Origin of the sequence: Veillonella sp. 27098_8_77, from assembly GCF_041431535.1 — a bacterium.
Classification (GTDB): domain Bacteria; phylum Bacillota; class Negativicutes; order Veillonellales; family Veillonellaceae; genus Veillonella.
In genome coordinates this window covers 66,070-92,714 of sequence record NZ_JAPVXW010000009.1, presented here as the reverse complement: position 1 = coordinate 92,714, position 26,645 = coordinate 66,070, and the positions used below count along the sequence as shown (strand labels likewise).

Annotated in this window: 27 protein-coding genes and 1 pseudogene; all 28 read right to left on the bottom strand. The window is 39.0% G+C overall.

Going from position 1 to position 26,645, the window contains the following annotated elements; genetic code table 11:
* Positions 1–1,244: S-layer homology domain-containing protein (locus tag O3617_RS06795; protein ID WP_371449272.1), on the bottom strand; the 1,244-nt coding region annotated here is incomplete at its 3' end.
* Between the two features lie 559 nt (positions 1,245–1,803).
* On the bottom strand, positions 1,804–3,066 hold the full coding sequence (locus O3617_RS06790) for an S-layer homology domain-containing protein (RefSeq protein WP_371449271.1): 1,263 nt from the start codon (positions 3,064–3,066) through the stop codon (positions 1,804–1,806).
* Positions 3,067–3,527: 461 nt separating this feature from the next.
* A pseudogene (locus tag O3617_RS06785) lies at positions 3,528–3,791 on the bottom strand (hypothetical protein); the annotation flags it as partial.
* A gap of 185 nt (positions 3,792–3,976) precedes the next feature.
* A complete protein-coding gene (lepB, locus tag O3617_RS06780; protein ID WP_005381809.1) occupies positions 3,977–4,549 on the bottom strand; it encodes a signal peptidase I in 573 nt (190 codons plus the stop codon).
* A 10-nt stretch (positions 4,550–4,559) separates the two neighbouring features.
* Positions 4,560–5,429: a YitT family protein gene (locus O3617_RS06775; RefSeq protein ID WP_371449270.1), complete on the bottom strand. Its 870-nt coding sequence runs from the start codon at positions 5,427–5,429 to the stop codon at positions 4,560–4,562.
* Positions 5,422–5,949 (bottom strand): hypothetical protein, encoded by a 528-nt coding sequence (locus O3617_RS06770; protein ID WP_371449269.1) that lies wholly within the window; start codon positions 5,947–5,949, stop codon positions 5,422–5,424. Before O3617_RS06770 ends, O3617_RS06775 begins: the two co-directional genes overlap by 8 nt.
* Before the next feature lie 96 nt (positions 5,950–6,045).
* Positions 6,046–7,254 carry a DUF3084 domain-containing protein gene (locus O3617_RS06765; RefSeq protein ID WP_371449268.1) on the bottom strand — a complete coding sequence of 403 codons (1,209 nt, stop codon included), beginning with the start codon at positions 7,252–7,254 and terminating at the stop codon, positions 6,046–6,048.
* Positions 7,255–7,299: 45 nt separating this feature from the next.
* On the bottom strand, positions 7,300–8,391 hold the full coding sequence (locus O3617_RS06760) for an LptF/LptG family permease (protein WP_371449267.1): 1,092 nt from the start codon (positions 8,389–8,391) through the stop codon (positions 7,300–7,302).
* A gap of 8 nt (positions 8,392–8,399) precedes the next feature.
* Positions 8,400–9,119 carry an LPS export ABC transporter ATP-binding protein gene (gene lptB / locus O3617_RS06755; protein WP_371449266.1) on the bottom strand — a complete coding sequence of 240 codons (720 nt, stop codon included), beginning with the start codon at positions 9,117–9,119 and terminating at the stop codon, positions 8,400–8,402.
* A gap of 13 nt (positions 9,120–9,132) precedes the next feature.
* The gene (locus O3617_RS06750; protein WP_005376608.1) at positions 9,133–9,852 is read right to left on the bottom strand and encodes an LptA/OstA family protein; all 720 of its coding nucleotides are present in this window, start codon (positions 9,850–9,852) and stop codon (positions 9,133–9,135) included.
* A 15-nt stretch (positions 9,853–9,867) separates the two neighbouring features.
* The gene (gene lptC / locus O3617_RS06745) at positions 9,868–10,404 is read right to left on the bottom strand and encodes an LPS export ABC transporter periplasmic protein LptC (protein ID WP_005376610.1); all 537 of its coding nucleotides are present in this window, start codon (positions 10,402–10,404) and stop codon (positions 9,868–9,870) included.
* Entirely contained in the window at positions 10,391–11,323 is a 933-nt protein-coding gene (locus O3617_RS06740) for a lysophospholipid acyltransferase family protein (protein WP_371449265.1), read from the bottom strand. The genes lptC and O3617_RS06740 overlap by 14 nt, the downstream gene beginning before the upstream one ends.
* 14 nt (positions 11,324–11,337) lie before the next feature.
* The gene (locus O3617_RS06735; protein ID WP_371449264.1) at positions 11,338–11,859 is read right to left on the bottom strand and encodes a KdsC family phosphatase; all 522 of its coding nucleotides are present in this window, start codon (positions 11,857–11,859) and stop codon (positions 11,338–11,340) included.
* Positions 11,859–12,830, bottom strand: coding sequence for an SIS domain-containing protein (locus tag O3617_RS06730; protein ID WP_371449263.1), 972 nt, complete (start codon positions 12,828–12,830; stop codon positions 11,859–11,861). The genes O3617_RS06735 and O3617_RS06730 overlap by 1 nt, the downstream gene beginning before the upstream one ends.
* 12 nt (positions 12,831–12,842) lie before the next feature.
* On the bottom strand, positions 12,843–13,661 hold the full coding sequence (kdsA, locus tag O3617_RS06725) for a 3-deoxy-8-phosphooctulonate synthase (protein ID WP_371449262.1): 819 nt from the start codon (positions 13,659–13,661) through the stop codon (positions 12,843–12,845).
* Entirely contained in the window at positions 13,662–14,393 is a 732-nt protein-coding gene (gene kdsB / locus O3617_RS06720) for a 3-deoxy-manno-octulosonate cytidylyltransferase (RefSeq protein WP_371449261.1), read from the bottom strand. It lies immediately after the preceding gene.
* Positions 14,394–14,437: 44 nt separating this feature from the next.
* On the bottom strand, positions 14,438–15,550 hold the full coding sequence (gene lpxK, locus O3617_RS06715; protein ID WP_371449260.1) for a tetraacyldisaccharide 4'-kinase: 1,113 nt from the start codon (positions 15,548–15,550) through the stop codon (positions 14,438–14,440).
* 39 nt (positions 15,551–15,589) lie between these two features.
* The gene (locus tag O3617_RS06710; protein WP_371449259.1) at positions 15,590–16,894 is read right to left on the bottom strand and encodes a 3-deoxy-D-manno-octulosonic acid transferase; all 1,305 of its coding nucleotides are present in this window, start codon (positions 16,892–16,894) and stop codon (positions 15,590–15,592) included.
* A gap of 2 nt (positions 16,895–16,896) precedes the next feature.
* Positions 16,897–18,627: a lipid A export permease/ATP-binding protein MsbA gene (msbA, locus tag O3617_RS06705; protein ID WP_371449258.1), complete on the bottom strand. Its 1,731-nt coding sequence runs from the start codon at positions 18,625–18,627 to the stop codon at positions 16,897–16,899.
* Entirely contained in the window at positions 18,620–19,762 is a 1,143-nt protein-coding gene (gene lpxB / locus O3617_RS06700) for a lipid-A-disaccharide synthase (protein WP_371449257.1), read from the bottom strand. The genes msbA and lpxB overlap by 8 nt, the downstream gene beginning before the upstream one ends.
* Positions 19,762–20,598 carry an LpxI family protein gene (locus O3617_RS06695; protein ID WP_371449256.1) on the bottom strand — a complete coding sequence of 279 codons (837 nt, stop codon included), beginning with the start codon at positions 20,596–20,598 and terminating at the stop codon, positions 19,762–19,764. Before O3617_RS06695 ends, lpxB begins: the two co-directional genes overlap by 1 nt.
* A 259-nt stretch (positions 20,599–20,857) precedes the next feature.
* Positions 20,858–21,670, bottom strand: a complete 813-nt coding sequence (lpxA, locus tag O3617_RS06690; protein ID WP_371449255.1) for an acyl-ACP--UDP-N-acetylglucosamine O-acyltransferase — start codon at positions 21,668–21,670, stop codon at positions 20,858–20,860.
* Between the two features lie 21 nt (positions 21,671–21,691).
* Positions 21,692–22,117 carry a 3-hydroxyacyl-ACP dehydratase FabZ gene (gene fabZ / locus O3617_RS06685; RefSeq protein WP_005376579.1) on the bottom strand — a complete coding sequence of 142 codons (426 nt, stop codon included), beginning with the start codon at positions 22,115–22,117 and terminating at the stop codon, positions 21,692–21,694.
* Complete coding sequence (gene lpxC / locus O3617_RS06680) at positions 22,114–22,953, bottom strand: UDP-3-O-acyl-N-acetylglucosamine deacetylase (RefSeq protein ID WP_371449254.1); 840 nt, start codon at positions 22,951–22,953, stop codon at positions 22,114–22,116. The genes fabZ and lpxC overlap by 4 nt, the downstream gene beginning before the upstream one ends.
* Before the next feature lie 179 nt (positions 22,954–23,132).
* Complete coding sequence (locus tag O3617_RS06675; protein WP_371449253.1) at positions 23,133–24,035, bottom strand: lysophospholipid acyltransferase family protein; 903 nt, start codon at positions 24,033–24,035, stop codon at positions 23,133–23,135.
* A 7-nt stretch (positions 24,036–24,042) separates the two neighbouring features.
* Positions 24,043–25,074 carry a UDP-3-O-(3-hydroxymyristoyl)glucosamine N-acyltransferase gene (gene lpxD, locus O3617_RS06670; protein ID WP_371449252.1) on the bottom strand — a complete coding sequence of 344 codons (1,032 nt, stop codon included), beginning with the start codon at positions 25,072–25,074 and terminating at the stop codon, positions 24,043–24,045.
* 26 nt (positions 25,075–25,100) lie between these two features.
* Positions 25,101–25,631, bottom strand: coding sequence for a hypothetical protein (locus O3617_RS06665; protein ID WP_371449251.1), 531 nt, complete (start codon positions 25,629–25,631; stop codon positions 25,101–25,103).
* A gap of 10 nt (positions 25,632–25,641) precedes the next feature.
* On the bottom strand, positions 25,642–26,610 hold the full coding sequence (locus O3617_RS06660; RefSeq protein WP_371449250.1) for a hypothetical protein: 969 nt from the start codon (positions 26,608–26,610) through the stop codon (positions 25,642–25,644).
* Positions 26,611–26,645 lie beyond the last annotated feature (35 nt).

Sequence of the window (26,645 nt, the reverse complement as noted above, 5' to 3'; positions counted from 1 at the left end):
TAGAATTTGTAGTTAAGGTCTGCACGGTAGAAGTCACCTTTGTCAGTACCGTTTTGAGTTTTCCAGTCGAAACCATAGTAAGCGGACAAGCCAACGTTGTTTTGCAATGCATAATCAACAGTCGCTAACCAACCTTTGGAATCAACACCATATTTTTGGTTCCATGTAGAATCAACGATTGGAGCATTTTCTTTTTGGTTGAAGTATTGAGCTTTAACATCCCAAGTACCTTGTTTAGCTTGTTTGTAGTTGCCATAACCAACGCCTGCAGTCCAAGCTTGAGATTTAGCTACGTTGGAAGCTTTCAACCATTCGCCACCAACCCAAACTTTATCAAAGTTAAGATCTGTGTTGAAGCCGTAAATATTTTTAACGTTTTTACCACCAAGTTGAAGATCTTCACCATTTACATGAGTGTAGAAACCGCCAACATTAGCATGTTTACCAACATTACCGTTCAAATTAACGATAGCAAGTTCTGGATTATCTTTTCTTGGTGTACCTTCAGCTGCACCAGATACTGCATAACCATAAGCTGCTTGGAAGTTAACTTTGTCATTACCTGCATTAAATTGAGCACCATCAAATGTACCATCAAATGCTAAACCGCCACCAACAACTTGGCCAAAACGACCAGCTTTAACAGATACGCGTTCACCGAATTTATGATTTACATAAGCACGGTCTACGGAAACGCCAACATTAGAACCATGGGCAGCATCACCAAATTCAAAATTATCGGAAGCTAAACGAACTACTGCATCAGTGCGGTCGTTTACTTTTGCATTGAATTGGATACGTGCACGAGCATCGAATTTGGAATTTTCATTATTTGTGTCACCTGCTTTATGTGCTTGATCGCGGTAACGAAGACGCATATCGCCAGTTACTTTTACGTTACCAACGCGGTCTTCTAAACGAGCTACACGAACGCCCAAGTTGTTCAATTCGTTGGAGAATTCATCAGCCAAACGGTTGATCATAGCTTGTTGTTCAGCGTTAGCGCGGTCTTGGTTAGCCATAGCTTTAGCTACCATTTGAGCCATTTCGTAACGAGTGATATCGTTTTGGCCTTTGAAAGTACCATCTGGATAACCGTTAACGATACCAGCAGCTGCTAATTGAGAAACTGCTTGGTATGCCCAAGAATCAGGAGTTACATCGGAGAATGGGTTAGCTGCGAATGCAGTAGTTACACCCAAAACTGCTGTTGCTGCAAAGATTGCTGCGAATTGTTTTTTCATAGTTGAATTCCTTCTTTCTGAAAAATAAGAATAAAATTGTTTTCACAAGTTGCGATTCACAATTCATTCTAATTTCAAGATTTAGAATTCTCTTGGGAGTGTCCACGTTTCCTCGCCATAATTCTTCATCGAGATTTCAGTATGTTTTGCTTACCGCTTCTTGTTGCCATGATATTAGCACGAAGAAATTTTGATGTAAACCCTTTTTTCTCATTTATATTCTCATTTAGAAAATTTTAAATTTCAAAATCTTGAAAAACTTAGATTTTATCTAAATTTTTTAAGACTCAAAAAAATTAAAATTTTATACAAATTTATCCATTTTTTCTTATAATGATATTTATTCTCATATACATTATAAAGTTTTGCTTATAAAACAATAACTAATTATTTTATCTTATTAATATCCCTTCATAATTGAGTCATTTTATACTCATACTACATATTGCATTTTACGATTTTCACATACAAAAAGGAGCCCTCCAAGGAGGACTCCTTTATATATACTATTATATGTTATTAAGAGATGGTTTTCATAATAGTGTTATTTGATTATCAATTAGAATTTGTAGTTAAGTTCTGCACGATAGAAATCGGATAAGTCTTTACCGCTTTGGTCTTTAGAGTTGAAACCATAACCAGCACTTAAGCCTACGTTATCTTGTACAGCGTAATCAACTGTCGCTACATAACCTTTGTAACCGTTATTTGTGTTAGTTAAATCATATGCTTGATCCCAAGTGGAGCTTACGATTGGTGCATTAGCTTTTTGGTTAAAGTATTGACCTTTCACATCCCAAGTACCTTTCTTAGCGATGTCGTAGTTACCATAACCTACACCAGCTGTCCAAGCTTGAGAATTAGCTACGTCAGAAGCTTTCAACCATTCACCGCCAACCCATACTTTATCTTTGCGGAAGTCCGCATTGAAGCCGTATACGTTTTGGTGATCATTAGCAACGCTAACACCATTGTGTTTTAAATTACCGCTAGACAATCTGGAATAGAAACCACCAACGGAGGATTCTTGACCGATTTTGCCTTTAACACCTACATAAGATACAGATGGGTTATCAGATTTAGCATTGCCTGCTGAAGCGCCTTCCATCATGTAACCATAAGCACCTTGTACTTGGATTTTATCATTACCAACGTTCAATTGAGCACCGTCGAATGTATCATCGTACATTAAACCGCCACCAATTGTTTGATTGAAACGACCAGCCTTAGCGGATACGTTTTGACCAAATCTGTGATCTACATATGCACGGTCGATTTTAGCAGTTGTACCATTGGAAGCATCACCGAATTCATAGCCACCTTTAACACGAACTACTGCATCAGTTTTGTCATTTACTTTTGCATTGAATTGAACACGAGCACGGCCGTCAGTTAAAGATTTGCTATCAGTTTTGTAAACGCCTTTGTCTTCAGATCCTTGATAACGGATACGAGCATCACCAGTAACTTTTACATTACCTACACGGTCTTCCAATTTGGAAACGCGTACGCCCAAGTTGTTCAATTCGTTAGAGAATTCATCAGCCAAACGATTGATCATTGCTTGTTGTTCTGCATTAGCTTTATCTTGGTTAGCCATTGCTTTAGCTACCATTTGAGCCATTTCGTAACGGGTGATATCGTTTTGACCTTTGAAAGTACCATCTGGGTAACCATTAACGATGCCAGCTGCTGCTAATTGAGATACAGCTTGGTATGCCCAAGAATCAGGAGTTACATCGGAGAATGGGTTAGCTGCGAATGCGCTTGTTACACCTAAAAGAGCTGTTGCTGCAAATACTGCTGCGAATTGTTTTTTCATAATAGATTCCTTCTTTCTGATATAGTCTTTTTGACTAACAAATTTAGAAAAAAATATATATTATCAGAAGACTGTACATCTAGTTATGATCTATATAAGAACATCCTGATGAGTATCCACGTTTCCTCTTCTTCTGTTCTTGTATATCCCACAACTTGGTATGTTGTCTTTCTGTGATGTCAATATACATCCGGTCAACAAATTTGTAAAGCATTTTATGCAATTAAATATGATGAAATTTCTTTCATGAAATAATTTTGCACAATAAAAGCAGTATTTATCTATATTTATCAAAATTAAATTTTGTAAAATTTCATTTTATTTGCGTATAAAACAATGTATTTTAAACTATTATACTATCCCAATTAATATATATAACTAATAAATATACTTTTAATTAATTAGTTAAAATAAAAAATAAGACCTATCATCTCTGATAGATCTTATTTCATAGGTATTAATTAGAATTTAAATAACAAGTCTGCACGATAGTAATCATTTACCTTATGGCCTTCTTGTGTTTTTGCATGGAATCCATAAAATGTTGTAATGCCTACATTTTTCTCAGGTGCATAAGACGCACTAAGCTGCCATGCTTTATAGCCTTCATGGCGAGATTTGCCATATAAGTCATTACCTTCATATTTTTGTATCTTAAATACAGGGGCATTCTTTTCTTGGTTGTAGTAATCAAGAGCTACACGCCAGGAGTTTTTCTTATTCATCATCTAAACCTCTCTATAAATCATTCATTGTTATATGTATAAAAGGGATAGATTGCAAGCAATATAATACTTTATCTAACATATAAAAAAGAACGTACATTACAATTTGGTAATATACGTTCTCATATTAAGCATTATAGTATTGAGCTGTAATACTTAAGACCTTAGATATATTCTATTATCTATTATAGAGCATATTCTACAAAACCTAGCACATGATCTACGGGTACTGGTCCTATGAATCGACTATCACTAGAATGATTTCGATTATCCCCCATTACAAATACATGACCTTCAGGTACTACAACAGGTGTAGAACGGCTATAGTTCATTGTAGGATCCTTTGTATAAGGTTCTTGAAGCTCTTCGCCATTACGCCAAACGTGACCATCTTTAAACTCTAATGTGTCACCAGGTCTACCGATAACGCGTTTTACCCACACATCATTTGTTTGAGCCGATTTATCGATAACGCTTACATAGTTCATCAATGGTTCTTTCACATCATCGGTCCATGTACGTTCACGGTTCACACGGCTATCAATAATAACAATTTGACCATAATCAGGTACATCGCGCATAATATGTTGCCACTTGGTGACGATTAAATATTGGCCGTTGTGTAATGTATCCTCCATGGATTCACCGGATACGCGCGTTGGTTGTACGATAAAAATATGAATGACCATAGCAATAACTAGTGCTAATACTATGGCATATATCCAATCTAATGTTTCTTTTACAAATTTATTATTCATTAGAGCCCCCTTAATGACCACCCTTGGTAAAACGTCCACCGAATACATCGTGTACATCTTGAATTGTGATAAACGCCGATGGATCTACTTCATATACCGCATCTTTTAAACGCGTAATCTCTAGTCTTGTTACCACAGAATAGAGTGCATGCTTAGGTGTTTTTAAATAACCACCTTCACCATACAATATGGTAACGCCTCTATTAAGATTTGCATTTAATGTATCTGCAATTTTCTCAGAATTTTCAGCATCCGTAATAATCATAACCCCCTTAGATTCTTCAAGGCCTGTAATCGTAATATCAATCATTTTATAGGCGATAAAATAGGCCACTAAGGAATACATGGCACTATCCCAACTATATACAAATCCTGCAGCACCTAGGATAACTAAGTTCATGGCCATTACGATTTCACCCACAGAGAATGTGGTTCGTTTATCAAAGATAATGGCGACGATTTCAGAACCGTCTAGACAGCCCCCATTACGGATGATTAGGCCTACGCCGATACCGAGTATGATACCGCCGAAAATAGCACCTAGAAACGGATTTGTCGTAATCGGAGTAAATTCATGGGCAAAGGATGAAAATATGGCCATCCAAACGATGGAAAACAATGTAGATATGGTGAATACCTTACCATTAATGCGGTAACCAATATACAAAAACGGTATATTGATCAATACCACAAATATACTAAACGATATGCCTGTAAGTTCAGCCGCCATAAGTGATATACCAACGACGCCTCCATCGATAATATTATTTGGTACTAAAAATAGGTCCAATCCAACAGTATAAATGAGTGCACCTATAATCATCCAAATACATCTCAGTAGTATGCTAGACCAATGTATCTTTTTTACAACATTACTCATGCGTATCTCCTTCATTATATAATTTTTTAATTGCTGCTAAACGTCTAGCTTCTAATTCCTCTCCCGAGACCTCACTATTTGAATTTTCAATCGTAGTTTCTGCCTTCAACTGCTTAGTATATCGCTTACCAATAACATAGGCCGTTAAATCATCTACTGGTTCAGGCGGAAATTGCATACCTTTAGGTACGAATCTGCGCCAACCGGTAGGTGGATTATATTGCCAATATAATTTTCGAGCCTCTTCTGTACTATGTGATTCATCAATCAAGCTTGTAGTAATCTTGTGATTACGCCCAATTTGTTGTATAGATGGATACAAATGCTTATGATTTGTGCCATTGCCACATACGATATGCACAATACCATGATACGTACTTAATACACGTTCAAAAGAGCTATTAAATGTTTTAGTTTCTACAATAGTGCGATATATTAACTCGCCTGCTTGTGAAAGTATAGCAACGCCTGTTTTTTCATTCCCTGGATCAACAGCGGCTATATACGATATATTGTTCATACTGTTTTCCTCATTCCTCAATACAATAGTTATATTTTATCACAAAATAAAAGACCTATGTATTAAATCTTAATACATAGGCCCTTCATATAGAAACTAATTTGTCTTAATAAGTTTACCTGTATCTGTCATCTGTGTAATCCGTAATTTTATATGTACAGGGCCAGATGAGTATGTATCACCATCGGCATAGGCCTCTACATATACCTTACCATGTAACATGCCAATACGGCGAATCGCAGAAAACAATTCATCACCAGGTATAGTACCAATATCACCGGATAAGGAATCTGGTATAACGCCTTTAGATTTAGCCTCTTCATTTACTTGTTTTAAGAAACGAAGCATATTAACTTGAGCATTACTACCGCCATCAATAACCGCTGTAGAAATGACATCGCCCGATTTATAGATAAATTGTTGTGGATATACCTGAATCGTCGCTACTGCAGGTTCACCTGCAATGATATTACCTGCGGCCACCACTTGGATAACCATAGGTGTTTTAGACTCTTCTACCTTGGAGATAGCAACCTCCATATTTTGACGATCTACATACACAACGGATTCACCATTATCTTCAACGCCTAACCGACGAAGTACGAGCTTATTTGTATCTTCTACAATACTATTAACCGCATCACGGGCTTCATTATGAGATAAACCATTGCGCACTACCGCTTGTGCTAATAGTTGGTCAACTTGGAATAAAATCGTACCTTCCCGAAGATGGATGATACCCGTTTTTAACTCTTCTTGTGTTTTCTGTAAGTCCGCAATATGTTTTTCCATGCTAGCTCGAGTGGCTTCCAAAGCTGCCAATTTTTTTGAAGCCTCATCATAGGATGCCTGCAATGCAGATAATTCCGCTTCGGTAGCAACCTTAGCAGCCTCTGCATCCGCTAATTCTTGACGGCTTTGCTCAACCTCTTTACGAATGGTTTCAATCTCAGCCATACGATCCACTAATTCCTTCTTATTGGCTTCCAAAAGTTCTTGGCCTCGTTTTAATTCAGCATTTTTAGCAGTTACCTCTGCTGTTAACTGATTCATATCAGCTCGCAATTGATCCATACCAAACAGTGCAGTTCGTACACTTTGGGATGTGATGGTAAGTACCCCAACTGTGGCTGCTGCAACGAGCAATCCTGTTACAATCGTTACGATAATCGACGTATGTTTAGGACGCAATCCGAAGAGGGACATTCTACGCTTACCGACTTTTGTCCCTAATTTATCGCCCATATAGGCAATGAGCCCGCCCATAATAGCGATAATAATAAGAATTTTCAAACCTACGAGCATGATGTCCCTCCTTTCAGACTAAATTAATGTTAACAAATGGATATACTAACGCGATACGCGCCAGTTTAAATATAGCCCTGCAATGATACCTAATGTATCTGGAATCATAGCAGCCATCCACGTTGGTAATGCACCACCCTTACCAAGAGCACCAGCAAAGGTCATTACACCGTAGTAGATGAAGATGATTAAAATACTAATACCAAATCCGATAGATGAACTGGACCGTTGCTTTTGCAAGCCCAATGGTGCACCTACTAAAGCAAACACAAAACTAGCCAACGGAATGGTAAAGCGTTGATACATTTCCATTTCTAATTTATTGGAATTCGTATAAGCCGCTTTATAAGCTTTAATTTGATGACGTAATTCTTTGATTGTTAATTCTTCAGGTTTACGTTGGTCCTGTTGGACTTCATTTGGCGTAGATTTAATTGGCAATACTTGTTCTTTAAACTTCATTGTCCGTTCTACACCTTCACCGGCAGATACGTCATAGATTATACCGCTATGCATGACCCATACTTGACCGTTCCATTCAGCATTTTCCGCATTTTCTACCTGTTGAAGTTCACCCTTATCATTGAATTGTTGCACCGTAATCATGCTTAGTTTTTTACTTTCACTATCATAGTGTTTTGCATACATCAAGGTACTAAGATTATCACCATTCATAGATTTCAAAACGATATGGTTTTGCGTTTGAGGTGATGCATTTTTCATAATCTCTTCGCGCACGATAGTTTGGTACATATTGTTTGTACGAGGCACTACGAATTCATTGAACGCAACAGCGCCAATGGAAATAACTAGAGCCAAAATATATACAGGCATAGCTAACCGTAAAAAGCTAAGCCCACCAGCTCGCATAACTACAATTTCACTAGTACTACTAAGTCTACTGAAAGCCATCAATGAGCCAAGCAAAACAGACATAGGAAATGTCAACAAAATGATACTTGGCATAGCCAAAAAGAAGGCTTTCATAACAAGCAATAAAGGGGCCCCATATTCCGTTATATACTGAGCAATGCGAAACAGTGTGCCGGTGCCTACAAAAATACTCGTAAAGGCAAATACCCCAAATAGGAATGGACCTACAAAGGCTTTTAAAATATATTTATCTAATAAGCGCATGGTCCCTCCTACAATTTAAAATTATTGCCCAAATAATGTTCGCGAGCAATCGGATTATTAGCAATCTCATCTGGCGTACCTTCCAAGAGGATTTTACCAGTGCTCAATATATAGGCCTTATCAACAATTCCCAATGTTTCTCGAACATTATGGTCTGTAATGAGTATGCCAATGCCTCTATTTTTAACCTGCAAGATGATTTGTTGAATATCTGCAACCGCAATAGGGTCTACACCGGCAAATGGCTCATCTAGCAAAATAAAATTTGGTTCTAGTGCCAAGCAGCGAGCTATTTCTACACGTCGACGTTCACCACCGGATAATTGCATCCCTTTACGTTCGCGAACATGACCAATATTAAATTCTTCTATAAGCGAGTTTACAATCTGATCTATTTCATCACGTTTTTTATTTGTCGTTTCCAACATGGCACGAATATTTTCTTCTACAGTCATAGAGCGAAAAATCGATGCTTCTTGTGGTAAATAACCGATGCCTTCTGCTGCCCTTTTATACATGGGCAACATCGTAATGTCCTTACCATCAACTGTAATAATACCGCTCGTCGGTTTTTCAATGCCTACAATCATATAGAACGACGTAGTCTTGCCCGCCCCATTAGGACCCAAAAGGCCGACGACTTGCCCTTTTTCAACGTGAAGACTTACACCATCTACTACATTACGACCATTAAATGTTTTGACTAGGTTCTTAGTTTCTATATACATACATTAATCCTTACTAGTTCGGTGTGATAACTAATGTACTACGTCCGCCTAATGTTTCCGCAGAGTTATCCTTCAAGTACAATTTTAACTCAGGCGCATTCAATACATTGCCATTTTGTACTGCATGTGCTGAGCCAGTAAGCAATACAACCCCATCATTTTGATTTGGCGTTTGCGTATAGGTAGCACGATCTGCCGAACCAGATACATTTTTATCTGGATTATTAAATGTTACACCACCTTGTGCAACGGCGCGAATTTCTTTCAACCAACCTTCTACTTGGTTACCTGTCAATGTAGTGCCTTCTGCAATTAATTTAGCATTTCCCACTACCTTACCATATTCAGTATCAGAGTTGTACTCAACAGAGTCACCAAAGATTTGGCGATCATCCCGTTGCAAATGAACATCCCCTTCTGCACTGAACTGGTTATCATTTACACTATGTACAGATTGTGCGGACATGGACATATTATCACCAATCATGGAAACGCCACCTTCTAGGGATGCTTCACGAGTTTTAGTATTGTACCATCCGTTCGCACCAGTCATCGTTTTATCTTGTTGTGTAATTACTACATTACCAGATGCCTCTGCACGACCTGTATTACCATCATAGGATAATGTATCCGCACTAATGGTCAACGGGCCTTCATTGGCAGCCCAAGCGGTAACAGATAGCATCATCATTGCTGAGATTACAGCTAATCCCATATATTTTTTCTTATTCATCGCAATTCCTCAACTTTACTTTTTCGTCAATTTAGCATGACCAATCGCTTTGATTTGTTTCAACGACATATTACCTTCTAACTTATCACCAGTTAAGGTAATATCTTTTGAATCATAAGTGAAAGCCGTTTTTGATGTAAGCATTTTAGTTTTGTTATCAAAATGTAATGCATCGGTCTTAAAATTAGCCCCTTCCGTATTGGTAGCTGTTACACCACCATCAATATCAAGGGAACTATGATCGCCAGACAATACAGCATGAGGTGCCGTAATCGTAGTTGTCACATCATCTTGATAGAAAAGGCCCTTCAAATTAGTGAGTACAATCGATTTTGAACGTGGGTCATACTCAATTTTCTCTGCTGATAGGGCCCATACCAACTTACCATCTTTCTCTTCTTGGAGCTCAGCCCCTTGGAAATTCACCAGTTGTCCATTATTAGCCCCTTTAGAAGAAGAATCTCCAGAGTCATGCAAAATAAACGCGATTAGACCAACTAGAGCAATGACGATAGCCACGACAATAGCGATTAATTTTTTATTGTTTTTCATGTGCTCTCTCCCGAATCTCTAGTTTCTTATCATAATCAACAATTTCGCTCATCTTAGTCATCCACCGATGTTGGAACCAAATCCACTCATCTGGATGCTCACGAATAAAGTCTTCTGTTACACGTACACACTCTTCTGTCAACGTATACATATCTACATCATCATCGCCACTATTATTGTAATGTAATGGTGGCAAGATATGAACAATATGTCCGCCTTCAGGTTTTCTAGATGCGAATATAGGAACTACAGGAGAATCAAATTTTTTCGCAAATGTAGCCGGTCCTACAACGGCAGACGATGGCTGACCTAAAAATGGAACTGGTAAGCCATGAATATATCCATCTTGATCCGCTAAAAATCCCAATAGTTTCTTCTTTTTCAACGCTTTAGCTGCAGAAACGATTTCATTACCACCGCTGGCAAACACATCGAGGCCCACCATTTCGCGATATTCATTCATAAAGCGCGTAAATTGCGCATTAGGTTGTTTCTTAACAATGGTTGTAGATGGATACCCATGTGCAGCTAATGCTGCCCCCATCCATTCCCAGTTTCCTACGTGGCCCGTAAGAACAATAACGCCTTTATCTTCTTTAATGGCATTATCCAAATACTCTACACCGCGCATTTCAATATGCTCATCAATAAATTTCTTAGTTAAGTTCGGCATATATAGAATTTCCATGACACTACGGCCGAGGTTTTTGAATAACTTTTCGATTAAAGCTTCAGCCTGTTCATCATTCATATTCATACCAATTTTTATATTTTTGATGCCTCTTAGCTTTTGCTTTTTTGCAATGACGCCATACAGCGGTCCTAATCCGGCACCAATGAGCAAAATGAGCTTATACGGCAGTCGACATACTAGCCAACTAATACCCTTTACTACGTGGTATTGCCATTCATTATTCATTCTGCTCACCTCCTTTATTGCCCATGGCTATGAGCCTCCATAGCATAGTCTTGTACAACTGAATCCCACAAATTTTGAGCTTTCAAAATATATTCAACAGCATCTCTCACGGCACCAGAACCACCATTATGGTCTGACACAAATTTAGCTATACCTTTAACTTCAACCGCCGCATTTTGAGGTGCCATCGGCAACCCCACGAGAGATAAAGCCCCTAAGTCATTTAAATCATCACCCATATAGGCTATCTGACTCAACTCGATATGATGACTTTCACAAAGAGAATGAAGAGCTGCTGTCTTATTAGCATACCCCATTAAAAGAGCATCAAATTTCAATTCTTTAGCACGCCGTTCCACCATAGGTGACGTACGGGCTGTGATAATACCAAGAGAAAGTCCGGCCTTACGAGCAGCCGTTAGGCCTAAGCCATCCCGAGCGGAGAACTCTTTTATCTCTTGACCATCCGATGTATAGATGAGTTTACCATCGGTTAATACACCATCTACATCGAGAATAATCCACTTAATATTCATTACACAATGCCTCGACGAAGTAAATCCGTAATGTGAACGATGCCCATCGCATGACCTTCTTCATCTACTACAGGTAATACCGTAATAGGACGTGGTTGATTTTTTTCCATTATATGTAATGCTTCAGCCGCCAATTTATCTTTTGTAATGGTGCGTGGCATGTTGGTCATCATATCTTCCACAGGCCATTCCAAGAAATTGCTCCCTGAATCGAGACCGCGGCGTACATCACCATCTGTTACGAGACCAATCAAATGACCTTCTTCATCGATAACACTAGTAGCACCAAGCCCCTTTTCTGTCATCACAAAAAGTGCATCCCGTACGGTTGCTCCTTTATGCACAACCGGATTATCGTCACCACCGTGCATAATATTTTCAACCGTCAACAATAGACGTCTACCGAGAGAGCCACCTGGATGGAAAACGGCAAAGTTTTCCGGCGTAAAATGATGGCGTTCTAATAGGCATACAGCCAAGGCATCACCCAAGGCCAATGCCACTGTTGTACTCGTAGTAGGCGCCAATCCAAGAGGACACGCTTCGCGTTCAACTTGCGCCAATAATACTACATCGGAATTTTTAGCCAATGTAGATTCGGGTTTCCCTACAACGCAGATCAATTTAGCACCTATGCGTCGCAATGAAGGCAAAATACTAATGATTTCACCTGTTTCCCCACTATTAGAAAAGGCAAGTACCACATCGTCTTCAGTAATCATACCTAGATCGCCATGAACACCTTCCCCAGGGTGCATAAACAATGCCGGCGTACCTGTACTGGCCAATGTAGCAGCAATCTTGCGTCCAATATGACCAGATTTACCCATACCAGTACATACAACACGACCTTTACATGCAAGAATCATGTTAACCGCATTTACAAAACTTTGATCTAATGTTGTTATTAACTGTTCTATCGCTTGTGCTTCTTCATGGAGCACTTGAGCTGCCTGTTCTAAAATATCCAATACTATCGCCCCTTATCGTTTAACGATTTTATCAATAGCTATTAAGTCTTTTAATAAGTCTTCAAATTGATTTAAATACACCATATTTGGACCATCAGAAAGCGCTTCTTCAGGATTATCGTGTACTTCAAAGAATAATCCATCTACACCACTAGCAACAGCAGCGCGTGCCAAATTAGGTACGAATTCACGATTACCACTGGATTTTGTACCAGCCCCACCTGGTAATTGCACACTATGAGTGGCATCAAAAATCACTGGGTAATCAAAGGAACGCATAATAGGGAATGATCTCATATCTACAACGAGATTGTTATAGCCAAAGCTAAAGCCCCGTTCTGTAAGCATGAGGTTTTCATTGCCTGATTCCTTCATCTTATTAAGGACATTTTCCATATCCTTTGGCGCCATAAATTGACCTTTTTTTACATTTACACATTTTCCTGTTTTAGCAGCGCCATATACTAAATCTGTTTGACGGCACAAGAATGCTGGAATTTGAAGAATATCCAATACTTCCGCAGCAGGTTCTATTTGTTCAATGGAATGAATGTCGCTAACAACTGGTACATTCAATTCTTTTTTGATAGACGCTAATATCTTCAAGCCTTCTTCGAGGCCTGGACCACGAAATGAGTTAAAGCTAGAGCGATTAGCTTTATCAAAGGAAGCCTTAAATACATAAGGAATACCGAGGCGTTCACATATAGCCTTAGCCTCTTTACCGATTGCTAATGTGCGGTCATAATCTTCGATTACACAAGGGCCCGCTAATACGAATAAACCCTTACCGCCACCTATTGTCATATTACCAACATTTACCGTTTTCATTTATTTCTCCTCTTGCTCGAATATTTCATTTACACGAGCTAAGTCTTCTGGTGTATCAACACCAACAAATCGTTTATCTGTAGTAATAACGCGAATGGAAAATCCATTTTCTAATGCTCTCAATTGTTCCAGTGATTCTGTTTGTTCCGCTGCAGTTGGCTCCATTTTTGCATAGTCTAACAAAAACTGACGACGATATGCATAAATACCAATATGCTTTAATGGTTTATTTACAAAATCATGACGTGGATATGGAATTAGAGAGCGTGAAAAATACATCGCATCATTTCGTTTATTCAAGATTACCTTCACTGCAGAAGGCTCATCATACTCATCTTCTAGTAAAGGGGTTGCTACTGTAGCCATTTGAAGTTGATTATCCACTTCAAAAAGCTCTGCCAATTGATCGATTAAATGGGCATCAATCATAGGTTCATCACCCTGTACATTAATGATTACATCGAGATCGGTATATTGTTGTGCTACTTCAGCCAACCGGTCGGTGCCTGTAGGATGATTAGCATCGGTCATCACCACTGTACCACCAAATGATTGAACCGCATCAAACACACGTTGATCATCGGTAGCCACGATGAATACCTTCGGTTTATTTGCATTTGTTACGCGTTCATAAACGCGTTGAATCATAGGCTTACCAGCAATATCCGCCAATGGTTTACCAGGCAATCTCGTAGAACCAAATCGAGCAGGAATAACACATCCAATATTCACAATAAAACCCCATTTCTTTTATTTGCGTATCTTATTATTATACACTAAATCTCTAAATTTTCTATGAATTCTTGTTTTCCAGAAAGGAATTCAATGCCTATAGAAAGCACTAAAATCGGTATTTTCAAGTCTTCGATTGTATGCAATTGACTGAGTTTAACCGCATCTTTTTCGGTTATCATAATCGCCTTGGCTTGATGAGCAAATGCCTGTTTCCATATTTCTATAATATCGTCATCTGAGAAATCATGATGATCACCAAACCCCAGCGTATGCACAACATCATAACCACAACCTTCTAATGTTTTTGTAAAAGATCGGGGATTGCCAATACCACTTACAGCCATGACAGGTATATCGCGATTTATTCCAACAGGACTGCCTTCATCGCCATTAGCCCATTTTTCAAGCGTATATACTGCTCGAGGTTTATGAATCGTTTCAAATACAGGCTTTTGAGGTACCATCCGGGTTAGCCGTTTTCTAAGGGCCGAAACTAGTCCTGGATCCACTTGATCAACCTTTGTAAGAACGATGATACTCGCTCTAGCTAAACCTTCAATAGGTTCCCGTAACAATCCTCTTGGTAGTACATGCTCATAACCAAATGGATTAGATGCATCAATTAAGACGATATCCTTATCTCGATGCAAAGCCCGATGTTGGAACCCATCATCCATAACAAGATAATCGGCCCCCAATTCATCAACGGCGATGCGTGCCGATTCTATTCGGTCACGTCCAATAATCACACTAGACTTAGGTAATACCTTCGCCAATAACCAAGCTTCATCTCCGCTTTCCTCTGGTTCCACTAATATAGTACCATGCTTAGAGATTATGGTATTTTGGCTATTATCTTTAGCTCTATATCCACGACTCAATACAGTTGGATGAAAGCCTTTTTGCCCTAAAATATCACAGATGAGTCTAACCATAGGAGTCTTACCAGTTCCACCAGCCGTTATATTGCCTACGCTAATGACAGGTACGGATACTTTAACAATGCCTTTATTAGCATCGAACTTTGCATTGCGCATAGTAACAGCCTTTTTATAGCCCTTACTAAGAAGTGATAACCCGGCCCGTGCTACATCACCTAGGATAGATTGATCTTCACCACTTACAATACTCTTAAATATATCTTCACCATTCATAGTAGGCACCTCCTTCCGTGTCGATTTCGCAAACTGTTCTTAAGGAATAATATGATGTGATTCAAATAGTTGACGTAACTCTTGCGTATTACGTCTCGTTGCACCACGGTTTTCACTGATTATATCTAAGCAATTTTGTCCCATTTCTGCTGATATTTCAGGATGTTTGCATAAATGTAAAATCATCTTTGTTAAATCTTTTTGATTCTTAACCTGTTCACAGGCATGTCTAGAATATAAAAGATTAAAAATCTCTTTGAAATTGAACATATGAGGACCAACGATAATAGGTTTACCGTGTGCGGCAGGTTCAAGAATATTATGACCACCCGTTTTCACAAGAGAACCACCGACAAATATGATATCGCCTAGGCTGTATAAACGACCGAGCTCACCGATAGTATCAAGCACAACTACAGGGATTTCCTTATGTACCGGTTCCGTCATATCACTGCGACAAATTGCCTCTAAACCATAGCGTTTCGCCAAGGATTGTACATCATGACCTCTATAAATTTCACGCGGTGCAATGAGCAATCTTGCATTAGGATAGTCTAACAATACTTGTTTAAAGGATTCAAATACGGCTTCATCTTCCCCCTTATGCGTACTACCTGCAACAATGATAGGATGATTATGACCAAATCCAAATTCGTCTAACAAGGCTTGCTTTTCCTCTTCTGATACCGTTGCATAGGTCTGATCATATTTCATATTGCCAGTAACAGTAATTTCATCAGGGTTTGCACCAAGCTGTGCAATATATTCTGCATCAAAATTTGATTGCATGCAGAATCGTTCGATAGAGCTCAACATTTCTCGCGTGAAAGCACTAATATAGCGATAGCGTTTCATACTGCGATCAGAAATCCGTCCATTGACCATCATAACAGGAATCTTTTCAGACTCGGCGATACGCAAGAAATTTGGCCAAATCTCTGTTTCCACTAATAAAATAGTAATCGGTTTAATGATATGCAGAATTTTACGTGTTAAATATGGCAAATCTAAAGGGAAGAAAATAATACCTTCCGCTTCTGGAATAATTCTATGCGCCATCGCATGCCCTGTAGCTGTAACAACAGACACAACCACTACAGCCTCTGGAAACTCTCGTTTAATCTCTTTTACAAGAGGACTCGTTGCAACAATCTCCCCAACAGATGCAGCGTGAATCCAGATGGCACGTCGCCCTTCTATTTTTTTTAATAGTGTAGCAGGCATATATCCTGCACTTTGTTTTATACGCTCATAAAAACCATCTTCAAAGGCAAGACGATATAGGATGACTGGTATAAGGCCAATCCAGTAAAATATGAGCAATACATTATATATCCAGTACATGTTTATCCTTTATTAGAGAACTGAACAGAATAAAGATGGTTATATAAACCATTCTCCAAGGCCAATAATTCTTGGTGAGTTCCCTTCTCTACCAATTTACCTTGATTTAATACAACGATTTGATGTGCATTTTGTACAGTGCTCAAACGATGGGCAATGACAAAGGCTGTACGGCCTTCCATTAAGCGGTCTAATGCCTCTTGTACAAGCTTTTCACTTTCCGTATCAAGAGCAGACGTAGCTTCATCGAGTATTAAGATTTTAGGATCTTTTAAGATGGCCCGAGCAATAGCAACGCGTTGACGTTGACCACCAGATAAGGAACTACCCCGCTCACCTACCATGGTATCGAGGCCGTCAGGCATCTTATCCACAAACTCTAATACATTCGCCGCTTTAGCAGCTTCATATATTTCTTCATCACTAGCATCTAAACGGCCATACAAAATATTCTCTTTTATGGAAGCATTAAACAGAACTGTTTCTTGTGGAACTAAACCAATTTGATTGCGCAAAGATTTAAAGGTAACGTCTCTTATATCTGTACCATCAATCGTAATAGAACCACTTGTTACATCATAGAATCGCGGTAATAGATTGGCTAATGTCGTCTTACCTGCACCAGATGGGCCGACCAAAGCCACGCTTTCACCAGCCTTAACAGACAAGTTAAAATCGGATAGAGCCATTTTTTCACCATCATAAGAGAAGCTAACGTGATTAAAATCTACATCCCCTTTAATATCTGGCAAATCAATAGCGTTTTCTTTTTCCACTACATCCGCTTTTGTGTCTAAAATATCAAAGACACGATCTGCAGCAGCTAAAGCCTTTTGGATATTACCATATACTTGGCTCAATCGTTTAACAGGATTGGATAGGTTGATGGCGTAAATCAAGAATGCAATCAAGGAGCCCGCTGTAATTGTACCGGTAACAACGGAATAACCACCGTACCAGAGGATAACAGCTACAGCAATGGCTGCAGAAAATTCAACCATTGGGCTTAACAAGCTTGTCAATTTCGTTGCTTTGATAACAGCATTAAAGTTATTTTGATTTTCCACTTCAAAACGTTTAACTTCGAATCCTTCACGAGCAAAAGATTTTACTACGCGAATAGCGGAAATTACCTCTTGCAAGAGAGCCGTAATATCTGCAATGCGCCCTTGCACATCGTGACCAGCTAAACGTAATTTTTTGCCAAATACATTGATGATGATCAATACCATCGGCACTGTTATAAATGTAACAAGCGTTAATTTCCAATCGATGAGTAGCATGGAAACCAAGGAACCAATTAGAGTAACGGACTCTGTAATAAGAGATATAAGATTATCTACTACAGCTGATTGAAGAGCAGATACGTCATTTGTAAGATTACTCATAATGACGCCCGTTTTACGGCGATCAAAATAGGACAACGACAAGCGTTGTAAATGCTTAAAAATTGCTTCACGCACGTCGATGATAACGCGTTGTCCTATATAGGACATATTATAGGTTTGTCCATATGTGGCAAAGCCACGAATTAAAAATATTAGAATGATGGCCCCAACGATGAGATTGAGCATAAACATATTTTTGTCTTGTAATACTTGGTCTACGACGTTTTTGATAAGCCATGGTACTACTAAATATGCTGCAGCCGCTACAATCATGCAAAATACAGCAAATATCATCCGTTTATAATAGGGTCTCACAAAATACAATAAACGTGAGTAACTATTCATTAGTTTTCTCCTTACCTAGGTCATAAATCAATTGAGCCACGCGATTAACCGCACCTGACTCACCTAGTTTTTCTTTGACGCCACGCAATTCAGAGCGCATATGTTGATTAACTTGTAAATCATCTAATAACGGCAACACCGTATCCACAATAGCATCTACAGAGACATCACCTTGAAGTAATTCAGGGATGACCTCCTTACCGGCCACAATGTTAGGTAAACCTACATGCGTAAGGTTTACAACCATTTTACCAATACCATATGTAATCGGTGATACCTTATATAATAGCACCGTAGGTAGCTCCATCATCGCTGTTTCCAATGTAGCGGTGCCTGATGCGGCGAGACATACGTCACAGATTCGCATCAAATCATAGGTGTGGTCCTCTGTAATCGTTACAGGAACATTTCGTTCCTCTATGAAAGCCTCTAATTCACTGCGATCAATCGTATGTGCACGAGGCAAGAAGAACTGCACATCCTCATGAGATTGTAGCAATCGTTCCCCTGTTTCAAGCATCACATCCAACAGAGATAATACCTCTTGTTTCCGACTTCCCGGCATCAATAGAACGCGTTTTGCTTCTGGTCTAGCCCCGAAGTAATCCATAGCATCATCCTTGGTCATGGATGGATGCACAATATCTACTAATGGATGGCCTACAAATTCTACATCACAATTAAACTTGCGATACGCCTCCGCTTCAAACGGAAAAATAGAGGCCACCTTTGTAACAAATTTCTTTATTGTCTTACCACGACTACTATGCCATGCCCAGATCGTAGGCGCTATATAGTACAATACAGGGATTCCTAACTCATGTGCGACTTCCGCCAATTTCATGTTAAACCCCGGATAATCTATACATACGAGCACATCAGGTTTTTCTTTCAACATAACCCGTTTTAAATAGGTGCGTAATTTAAAGAACTTTGGCAATGATTTTATGATTTCTACGATGCCAATAACGCCGAGATTTTTGATGTCATATACGATACGGACGCCAGCTTGTTCCATCAAGGTGCCACCCATACCAAACATGTCAATATTGGAATCTATTTGTGAAAGCGCTTTGGCCACGCTAGCGCCATGTGTATCACCAGACGCTTCGCCAGCAGAAAACATAATTTTCATTAGAGTTCCTTTCTAGCATCTACAAATGCTTGATCTACAGCACAAATAATAATATTATGGCGATTAGCCATATCGAGTACATCCTCTTGTTGTACAAATATCGTCTTTTCCGCTTCTACGGCTAGTACATTACATCCACTATCAATCATGGACATTAGTGTTTTAATACCTACGGCAGGCACATCGAAACGAACATCTTGATTTGGTTTTTCGGTCTTAACGACTACCGATTCACCTCTACCAAGCTCTCCACCGCGTAAAATACACTTATCAGTGCCTTCAATCGCTTCAATCGCCATTGCTGCTTTGTGTTTAACAACTACGGTTTGACCAATATCAAGTCGACCCATTTGTTTAGCCAATTCAAAGCCAAAGCATATATCCTGCCATTGTTCTTCAGTTGGTTGTTGTTTCGTCAACACCCCAACCTTGGGCATGAACGGTTTTAAATACACAGTTTGATCTAGAACAGAAAAGCCTTCTCGTTCGATTTCGTCAACAATAGCAAGCATAATTGTATCATCTTTACGATTCTTCAGGCGTTTAAGTACACCTAATGTTTTTAAATCAGGGAAGGATAAACCTTTATATAAAATCTCCTTTGTTACCTTCCCCAGCATGGTAAGTTCTGTAACACCTTCTTTTTTCAAAGTTTTAAAAATTTTACCTAACTTAGCCACACTGATATGGTAAAAAGCATCTGCTTCTTTTTCTAATATAGGATCGGTATCAGGTACGACCCCGATGACTACTACTTGATGCCCCAACATATGAGCAGCCCGCATGAACTCAACAGGTAAAACGCCAATACCTGCAATTAAACCTACCTTTGCCACGACTATACCTCCTATGTGAAGCCTTAAATGGTCCACAATTTTTCGTCAAATCATTTATTTTCGAGTATAATTTCAAGACATACTCATATACACTATATTGTACTATAAATCACGCTATTTTACTATAATTTCAACGCCTTTCCATCTATAAATACACAGTATTTCCCTACATTTCTTCTCAAAAAAGATACGTCTAAAAAGAGTATAAAATAAACACAAAAAAACTCTACATTATATAAACATAATGTAGAGTTTCATATTAATCGCGACGGGTACGCATGATACCACGATCAGCATTACGTAAGAAACGCAATAAGTTTTCAATTTCAACGGAAGAATCAAGTTGCATTTCCATTTCTTCAATCGCTTTAGACAAGCTAAGACCAGAACGATAAATAATACGGAATGCTTGTTTCAAGCTACGACGTACTTCTTCCGAAATACCTGCACGTGACAGACCTACAGAATTCAAGCCGATAACGCGTGCCGGTTGACCATCTGCAATTACATACGGCGGAATGTCTTGAACAACCTTAGCCATACCGCCAACCATAGCATTGCGACCAATCTTTACAAATTGGTGCACCCCTGCAAGGCCTCCTATAACTACACGGTCTTCAACAATAGCGTGTCCAGCTAAGCCTGCGCAATTACTCATAATAACATTATTTCCTACAATACAGTTATGAGCTACATGCGTGCATGCTTGTAATAAACAATTATTGCCTACTCGTGTTTCTTCCCCTTCTCCAGTAGCACGACTTATAGTAACGTACTCACGAATTACCGTTTCATCACCGATATAGCAATAACTTTTCTCACCTTTAAATTTTAAATCTTGCGGTTCCAAGCCAATGGATGCGCCTGGATAAATTTCACAACGTTTACCAATGGTTGTCCAACCACCAATAACTACATGGGCACCAATCTGAGTGCCATCCCCTATTTCTACATTTTCCCCAATGACAGCGCCGGGTCCAATAACAACATCTTTGCCCAGTTTAGCATTCGGATGCACAATGGCTGTGTTATGAATGTTGGATTCCGCATTTTCCATGCCTACAACTATCACTACAATCACTCCTTAAGTCTATTATACAAGGGCAAACATGTATTCACCGCTAGCACAAAGTTTATCGCCTACATATGCGCGACCTTCAACCTTGCCCATACGGCCCTTTATCTTTACAATATCTACTTCCATACGTACAACATCACCAGGTTTTACTGGATGACGGAAACGTACTTTATCAATGCCTGTAAACATCGGTGTTAAGCCACGATTTTCTTCTGGATATAACAAAGCAATACCGCCAACTTGAGCAATTGCTTCTGTTAATAATACGCCTGGCATAACTGGATTTCCAGGAAAATGACCTTGGAAGAATAATTCATTAAACGTAGCATTCTTGATTCCTACAGCACGTTTCATAGGTTCTAATTCAATAATGCGATCTACCAATAACATTGGGTAACGATGTGGTAAAATTTCTAAGATATCTTCGTGATTAAGAATCATTGCTGTGTCTCCCTTATTTCTTCCATTATACTATGAGCCAAACGAGAATTTAATTCATGACTCGATTTTAACGCAATTACATGACCTTCAATAGGTCCCAACAAATATAAATCTCCCATTACATCTAGGGCTTTATGACGAACTAATTCATCATCAAAGCGTGGTACGGACAAACAGGTCGTATCATCATAAACAAGAGCATTTTCTGTACTACCACCCTTAGCTAATCCCATTGCTTGTAATTGTTCCAATTCCTTTACAAATCCAATTGTTCTAGCCGGTCCAATATGCTCTTTAAAATATTCAGGTGTTACATTAAAATCACATTGTTGCGTACCTAGAAGCGGGTGAGGATTAATCGATGTAAATGTAATGCGATAGCCATCGTAAGGTACGATAATAACAAACCGATTTCCATCATAAATAGTATGGCTACGCGTCACCTTATATACATGTCGTTCAGCTTGTTGTTCTTTAATGCCGGCTTGAAGAATTAAATCGACAAACACGGCACTGCTTCCATCGCCAACAGGTGGTTCTGGAGAGTCCATTTCAATAAAACAGTTGTCAATATTCATAGCACTGAACGCAGCCATTACGTGCTCAACAGTGAAAACCTTTGCTTCACCATGTTCCAATGTAGTAGCGCGCATAGTGTTCGTCACATTATCAATGTGTGCCCTTACAGAAGGTTTACCTTCAATATCTGAGCGCACAAACACAATTCCTGTATTTTCAGGTGCTGGCTTGAAAACCATGGTTACAGGTTCTCCGCTATGAAGGCCAATTCCCTTATATGAAACAGCCTGTTTAATTGTTTGTTGTGGCTTACTCATAAGAATGTCCTTTCATAATCTAATTCCATGTCTACTATACACCATACTGTATTATACCCTATTTGCATAGCTGTTACAAGAATTTAAGGCTATTTATCATTTAAGTAAGCATAAAAATCGGCATTGCAGACCTTTATTAAAAGACATCTGCAACGCCGATTATACTTTTTATATTTTTTTTAATGAAATACATCTGGTGGTGTTTCTATTTTGCCACTATAATAGCGACGTGTCCATTTCCAACGATTATGTAACCAGAACCAATCTTCCGGATAGCGACGAATGTAATCTTCAATAAATTCATTGAGTTTAATCGTAGTAATCGCTACATCACGCTTTTTATCATCCGTTTTTTCTACATATAACGGTGGATGTACTTCAATTTCATGCTTGCCTGTGTAAGGGCTATAGTGCATGGTCACAAAAATAATAGGTACATCTTGCATGCGTCCCAATACGGCAGGACCATCTGCGGTTAACGTTTCATACCCAAAGAATGGCACCAATACGCCATTTTCCCCTGGGTCCTGATCCATAATCAATCCTAAAAAGGCACCGCTTTTTAAGGCCTTCACCATATCGCGTACACTCGTCTTATACATAACATGTTGATGCATAAGCTCACGATATTCATTGATGAATTTATCCGCATCCCCATTCTGTTTTAAAGCTACAGAAATAAGAGGATACCCTTCGGATGCTAAAACACCACCAAGTAATTCCCAATTGCCGCTATGAAGGGCGGCCAAAATGGCCCCTTTACCATCCGCTAAGGCTTCATCCAATATATCCTTATTCGTAAAGTTGACCATGTCCTTATAGGCACCATCTTTAATTTCAGGATATCGCAACACATCGATGATCATGCGACCAAAGCGCGTTGTACTAGCCTTGGCTATACGCTTTGCCTCAACAGGGTCATCAGTAATTTTACAAAACAAAATCTGACCGATTGCCAGTCGCTTTCGTTTAGGTGGTACTGCAAGCCATGCAATTTCACCAAGAAGTGTACCTATTGCATACTGCCAACTTTGCGGCAACATGCAAATAAATGCACTAAACAACTTCATAAACCTATACATAAACGTATTAGCTCTCCTTAAGCTGCGCTTTCAAAGCATCGATTTCCTTCTGCAATTGTTTTACAGTTTTCACCATTTCTGGTAAGCGATGTTCATAAGCGGATAGTTTTAACCATTCCTTATGAGGACGCATTGGGTAACCAGCCATAACCGCATCTGCTGGCACATTACCTGTAATACCTGTTTTACCAGCAAATTTCGCATTATCCCCTATTGTAATATGACCAGTACAACCGGTTTGTCCTGCAAAAATTACATTATTACCGCATTTTGTACTGCCCGCGATACCTACTTGTGCAATGAGGAAGCAGTTTTCCCCTATTTCAACATTATGCCCCAAGTGAACTAGATTATCGATCTTTGTACCCTTTCTAACTAATGTAGAACCCATCGTAGCATTATCGATAGTTGTACAGGATCCGATTTCTACATCATCTTCTAAAATCACATTGCCCACTTGTGGAATATGTGTATGAACGCCATTTTCAGTAGCAAAACCAAATCCTTCACCACCAATTACAGCTTTAGCACGCAATACTACACGGTTCCCTAATATACAGTTTTCATGAACAATGGCACCTGCATATATATCACAATCATTGCCAACACGAGTATTGTGACCAATATATACATATGGGCGAATAGTTACATTATCGCCAATTACTGCATTATCATTGATAACACAATACGCACCAATGGCAACATTATTGCCTAGTGTAACATTCTCACCAATAATTGCAGTAGGATGAATCTCACGAGGCACCACTACAGGCGGATGGAATAATTGTAATACTTGTGCAAATGCAGCCTTTGCATTCTCTACAATGATTTGTGTCATTGGTGCACTAGGTACTTCTTGTTCTAAAATAACAGCGCCTGCCTTACACAAGCCAATATGTTCCACATATTCACCAATAGCAAATGTTATCGCTTGTGGTGCGGCTTGTTCGAATCCTCGTGTTTCGGTAATCACTAGCGATTCGTCACCTATCACCTTACCACCTATGATTTGAGCAAGCTCCAGTACGGTCTTTTCCACTATTAAATCCCCCCGGTGTAATTAAACTATTGAGCAGCCCCTGCTTCCGTAGATTGAGCGGTTTGTGCTTCACCTTGTTGAGCTTGTTGTGCTTGTTGAGCTTCTTGTTGGTTAGCTTCATTTTCTGCAGCTTTAATATCTTCATCAGATGCCTTACCCATTTTATTGATCAAGTCATCTGTTACATCAACGCCACCGCCTACAACAGCACCTTTAAGCAATACTACGTCTAATTTTTTCTCTTTAGCCAATTCATTCACTTGTTGGTCGATATATTGTTTCAACTCTTGATTTTTTGCAGTTGTGAAAGCTGTAAAATCTTGTTTTGCATCAGTCATCACTTGTGCTTTAGAAGCTTCATCAGCAGCATCTACCTTAGCTTGAAGTTCTTTGCCTTTTGCATTGATTTCTTTATTGATTTCAATGGATTTAGCAGTTTGTGTCACAACTTTTTGAGAATCTACATAACCAATAGTATTGCTTCCGCAACCACCGATAATTGGCAATGCCATAATCATAGTTGCACCTAAAATTAAAGATTTCATTTTCTTATTCATCATATACTCCTTACTGAACTCGATATGATGCCTTAACAGCATCTGTTATATCCAGCCCTTTAATATTTCCACCATGATCTATCAAAACAAGGTCTAAATGACGTTCTTGAGCAATGATAGCAACGCGCATGCGCACATCTTCTAAAATTGCTTCATGAAGTGCATTCACCTCTGCCTCTTTATCCGACAATTTTTTGGCCCAACTATCATTCCACTCTTGAGGGACTGGCAAATTATTTGTTGATACAATAGCCTTTGCTTGATTTTGCATCATTGTATCACGTTTTTTTGCAAGTTCGGCTTGTAGAGATTCGGCATATTGTTTAAGTTCTTGTTCCCCTGCATCACGGATAGGTTTTAATTCTGCATCTACTTTAGCTCGTATAGAATCCATATCAAAATTGGACGGTTTACGTTTAGCTAGCAAGCTTTCAAGGCGGCTTTCTAATTCAGCTTTTTCTGCTTGCGCTGCTTCTTTCTGTGCATCATCGATATAAACACGGCTATCAAAAGCATATAGTTGTAACTGTAGATTTACAATCTCTAAGTCATACCCCTTGTTAGCAACCTTGAGTTCTTCCATGTATTTTTTTACTAATTCAGCTCGTTTCGCATCTAGTTGTGCATTAAGTTGATTTTGCTTTGTCGTAATACGCGTTTGTAATTCCACATTTAACGCATCCGACAATGTCGTATCTAGAGACAAGGATTTAAGCTGTTCATTTTGCAGATCAGACTTGGTATTCAACGCCTCTTGTTCTAAGGCATATTGTGATTTGAGCTGTTCCAACTCTGTTTTTGCATTTTTATAATCTTCATAAGAAGGATTAAATTCTAGTACATCGTCTATTTGTACTACCCCAATAGATGGTCCTGTAGAAGATTGTCGATTAGTAATAAATCCATAGGCTCCATACATCGCAATTAGTGCAGCTGCTAAAAACAGAAATAATCCTATATACCGTTTATTTAGCTTCATACGGCTCACCCTTATCCGATTACTATCGTATCGTT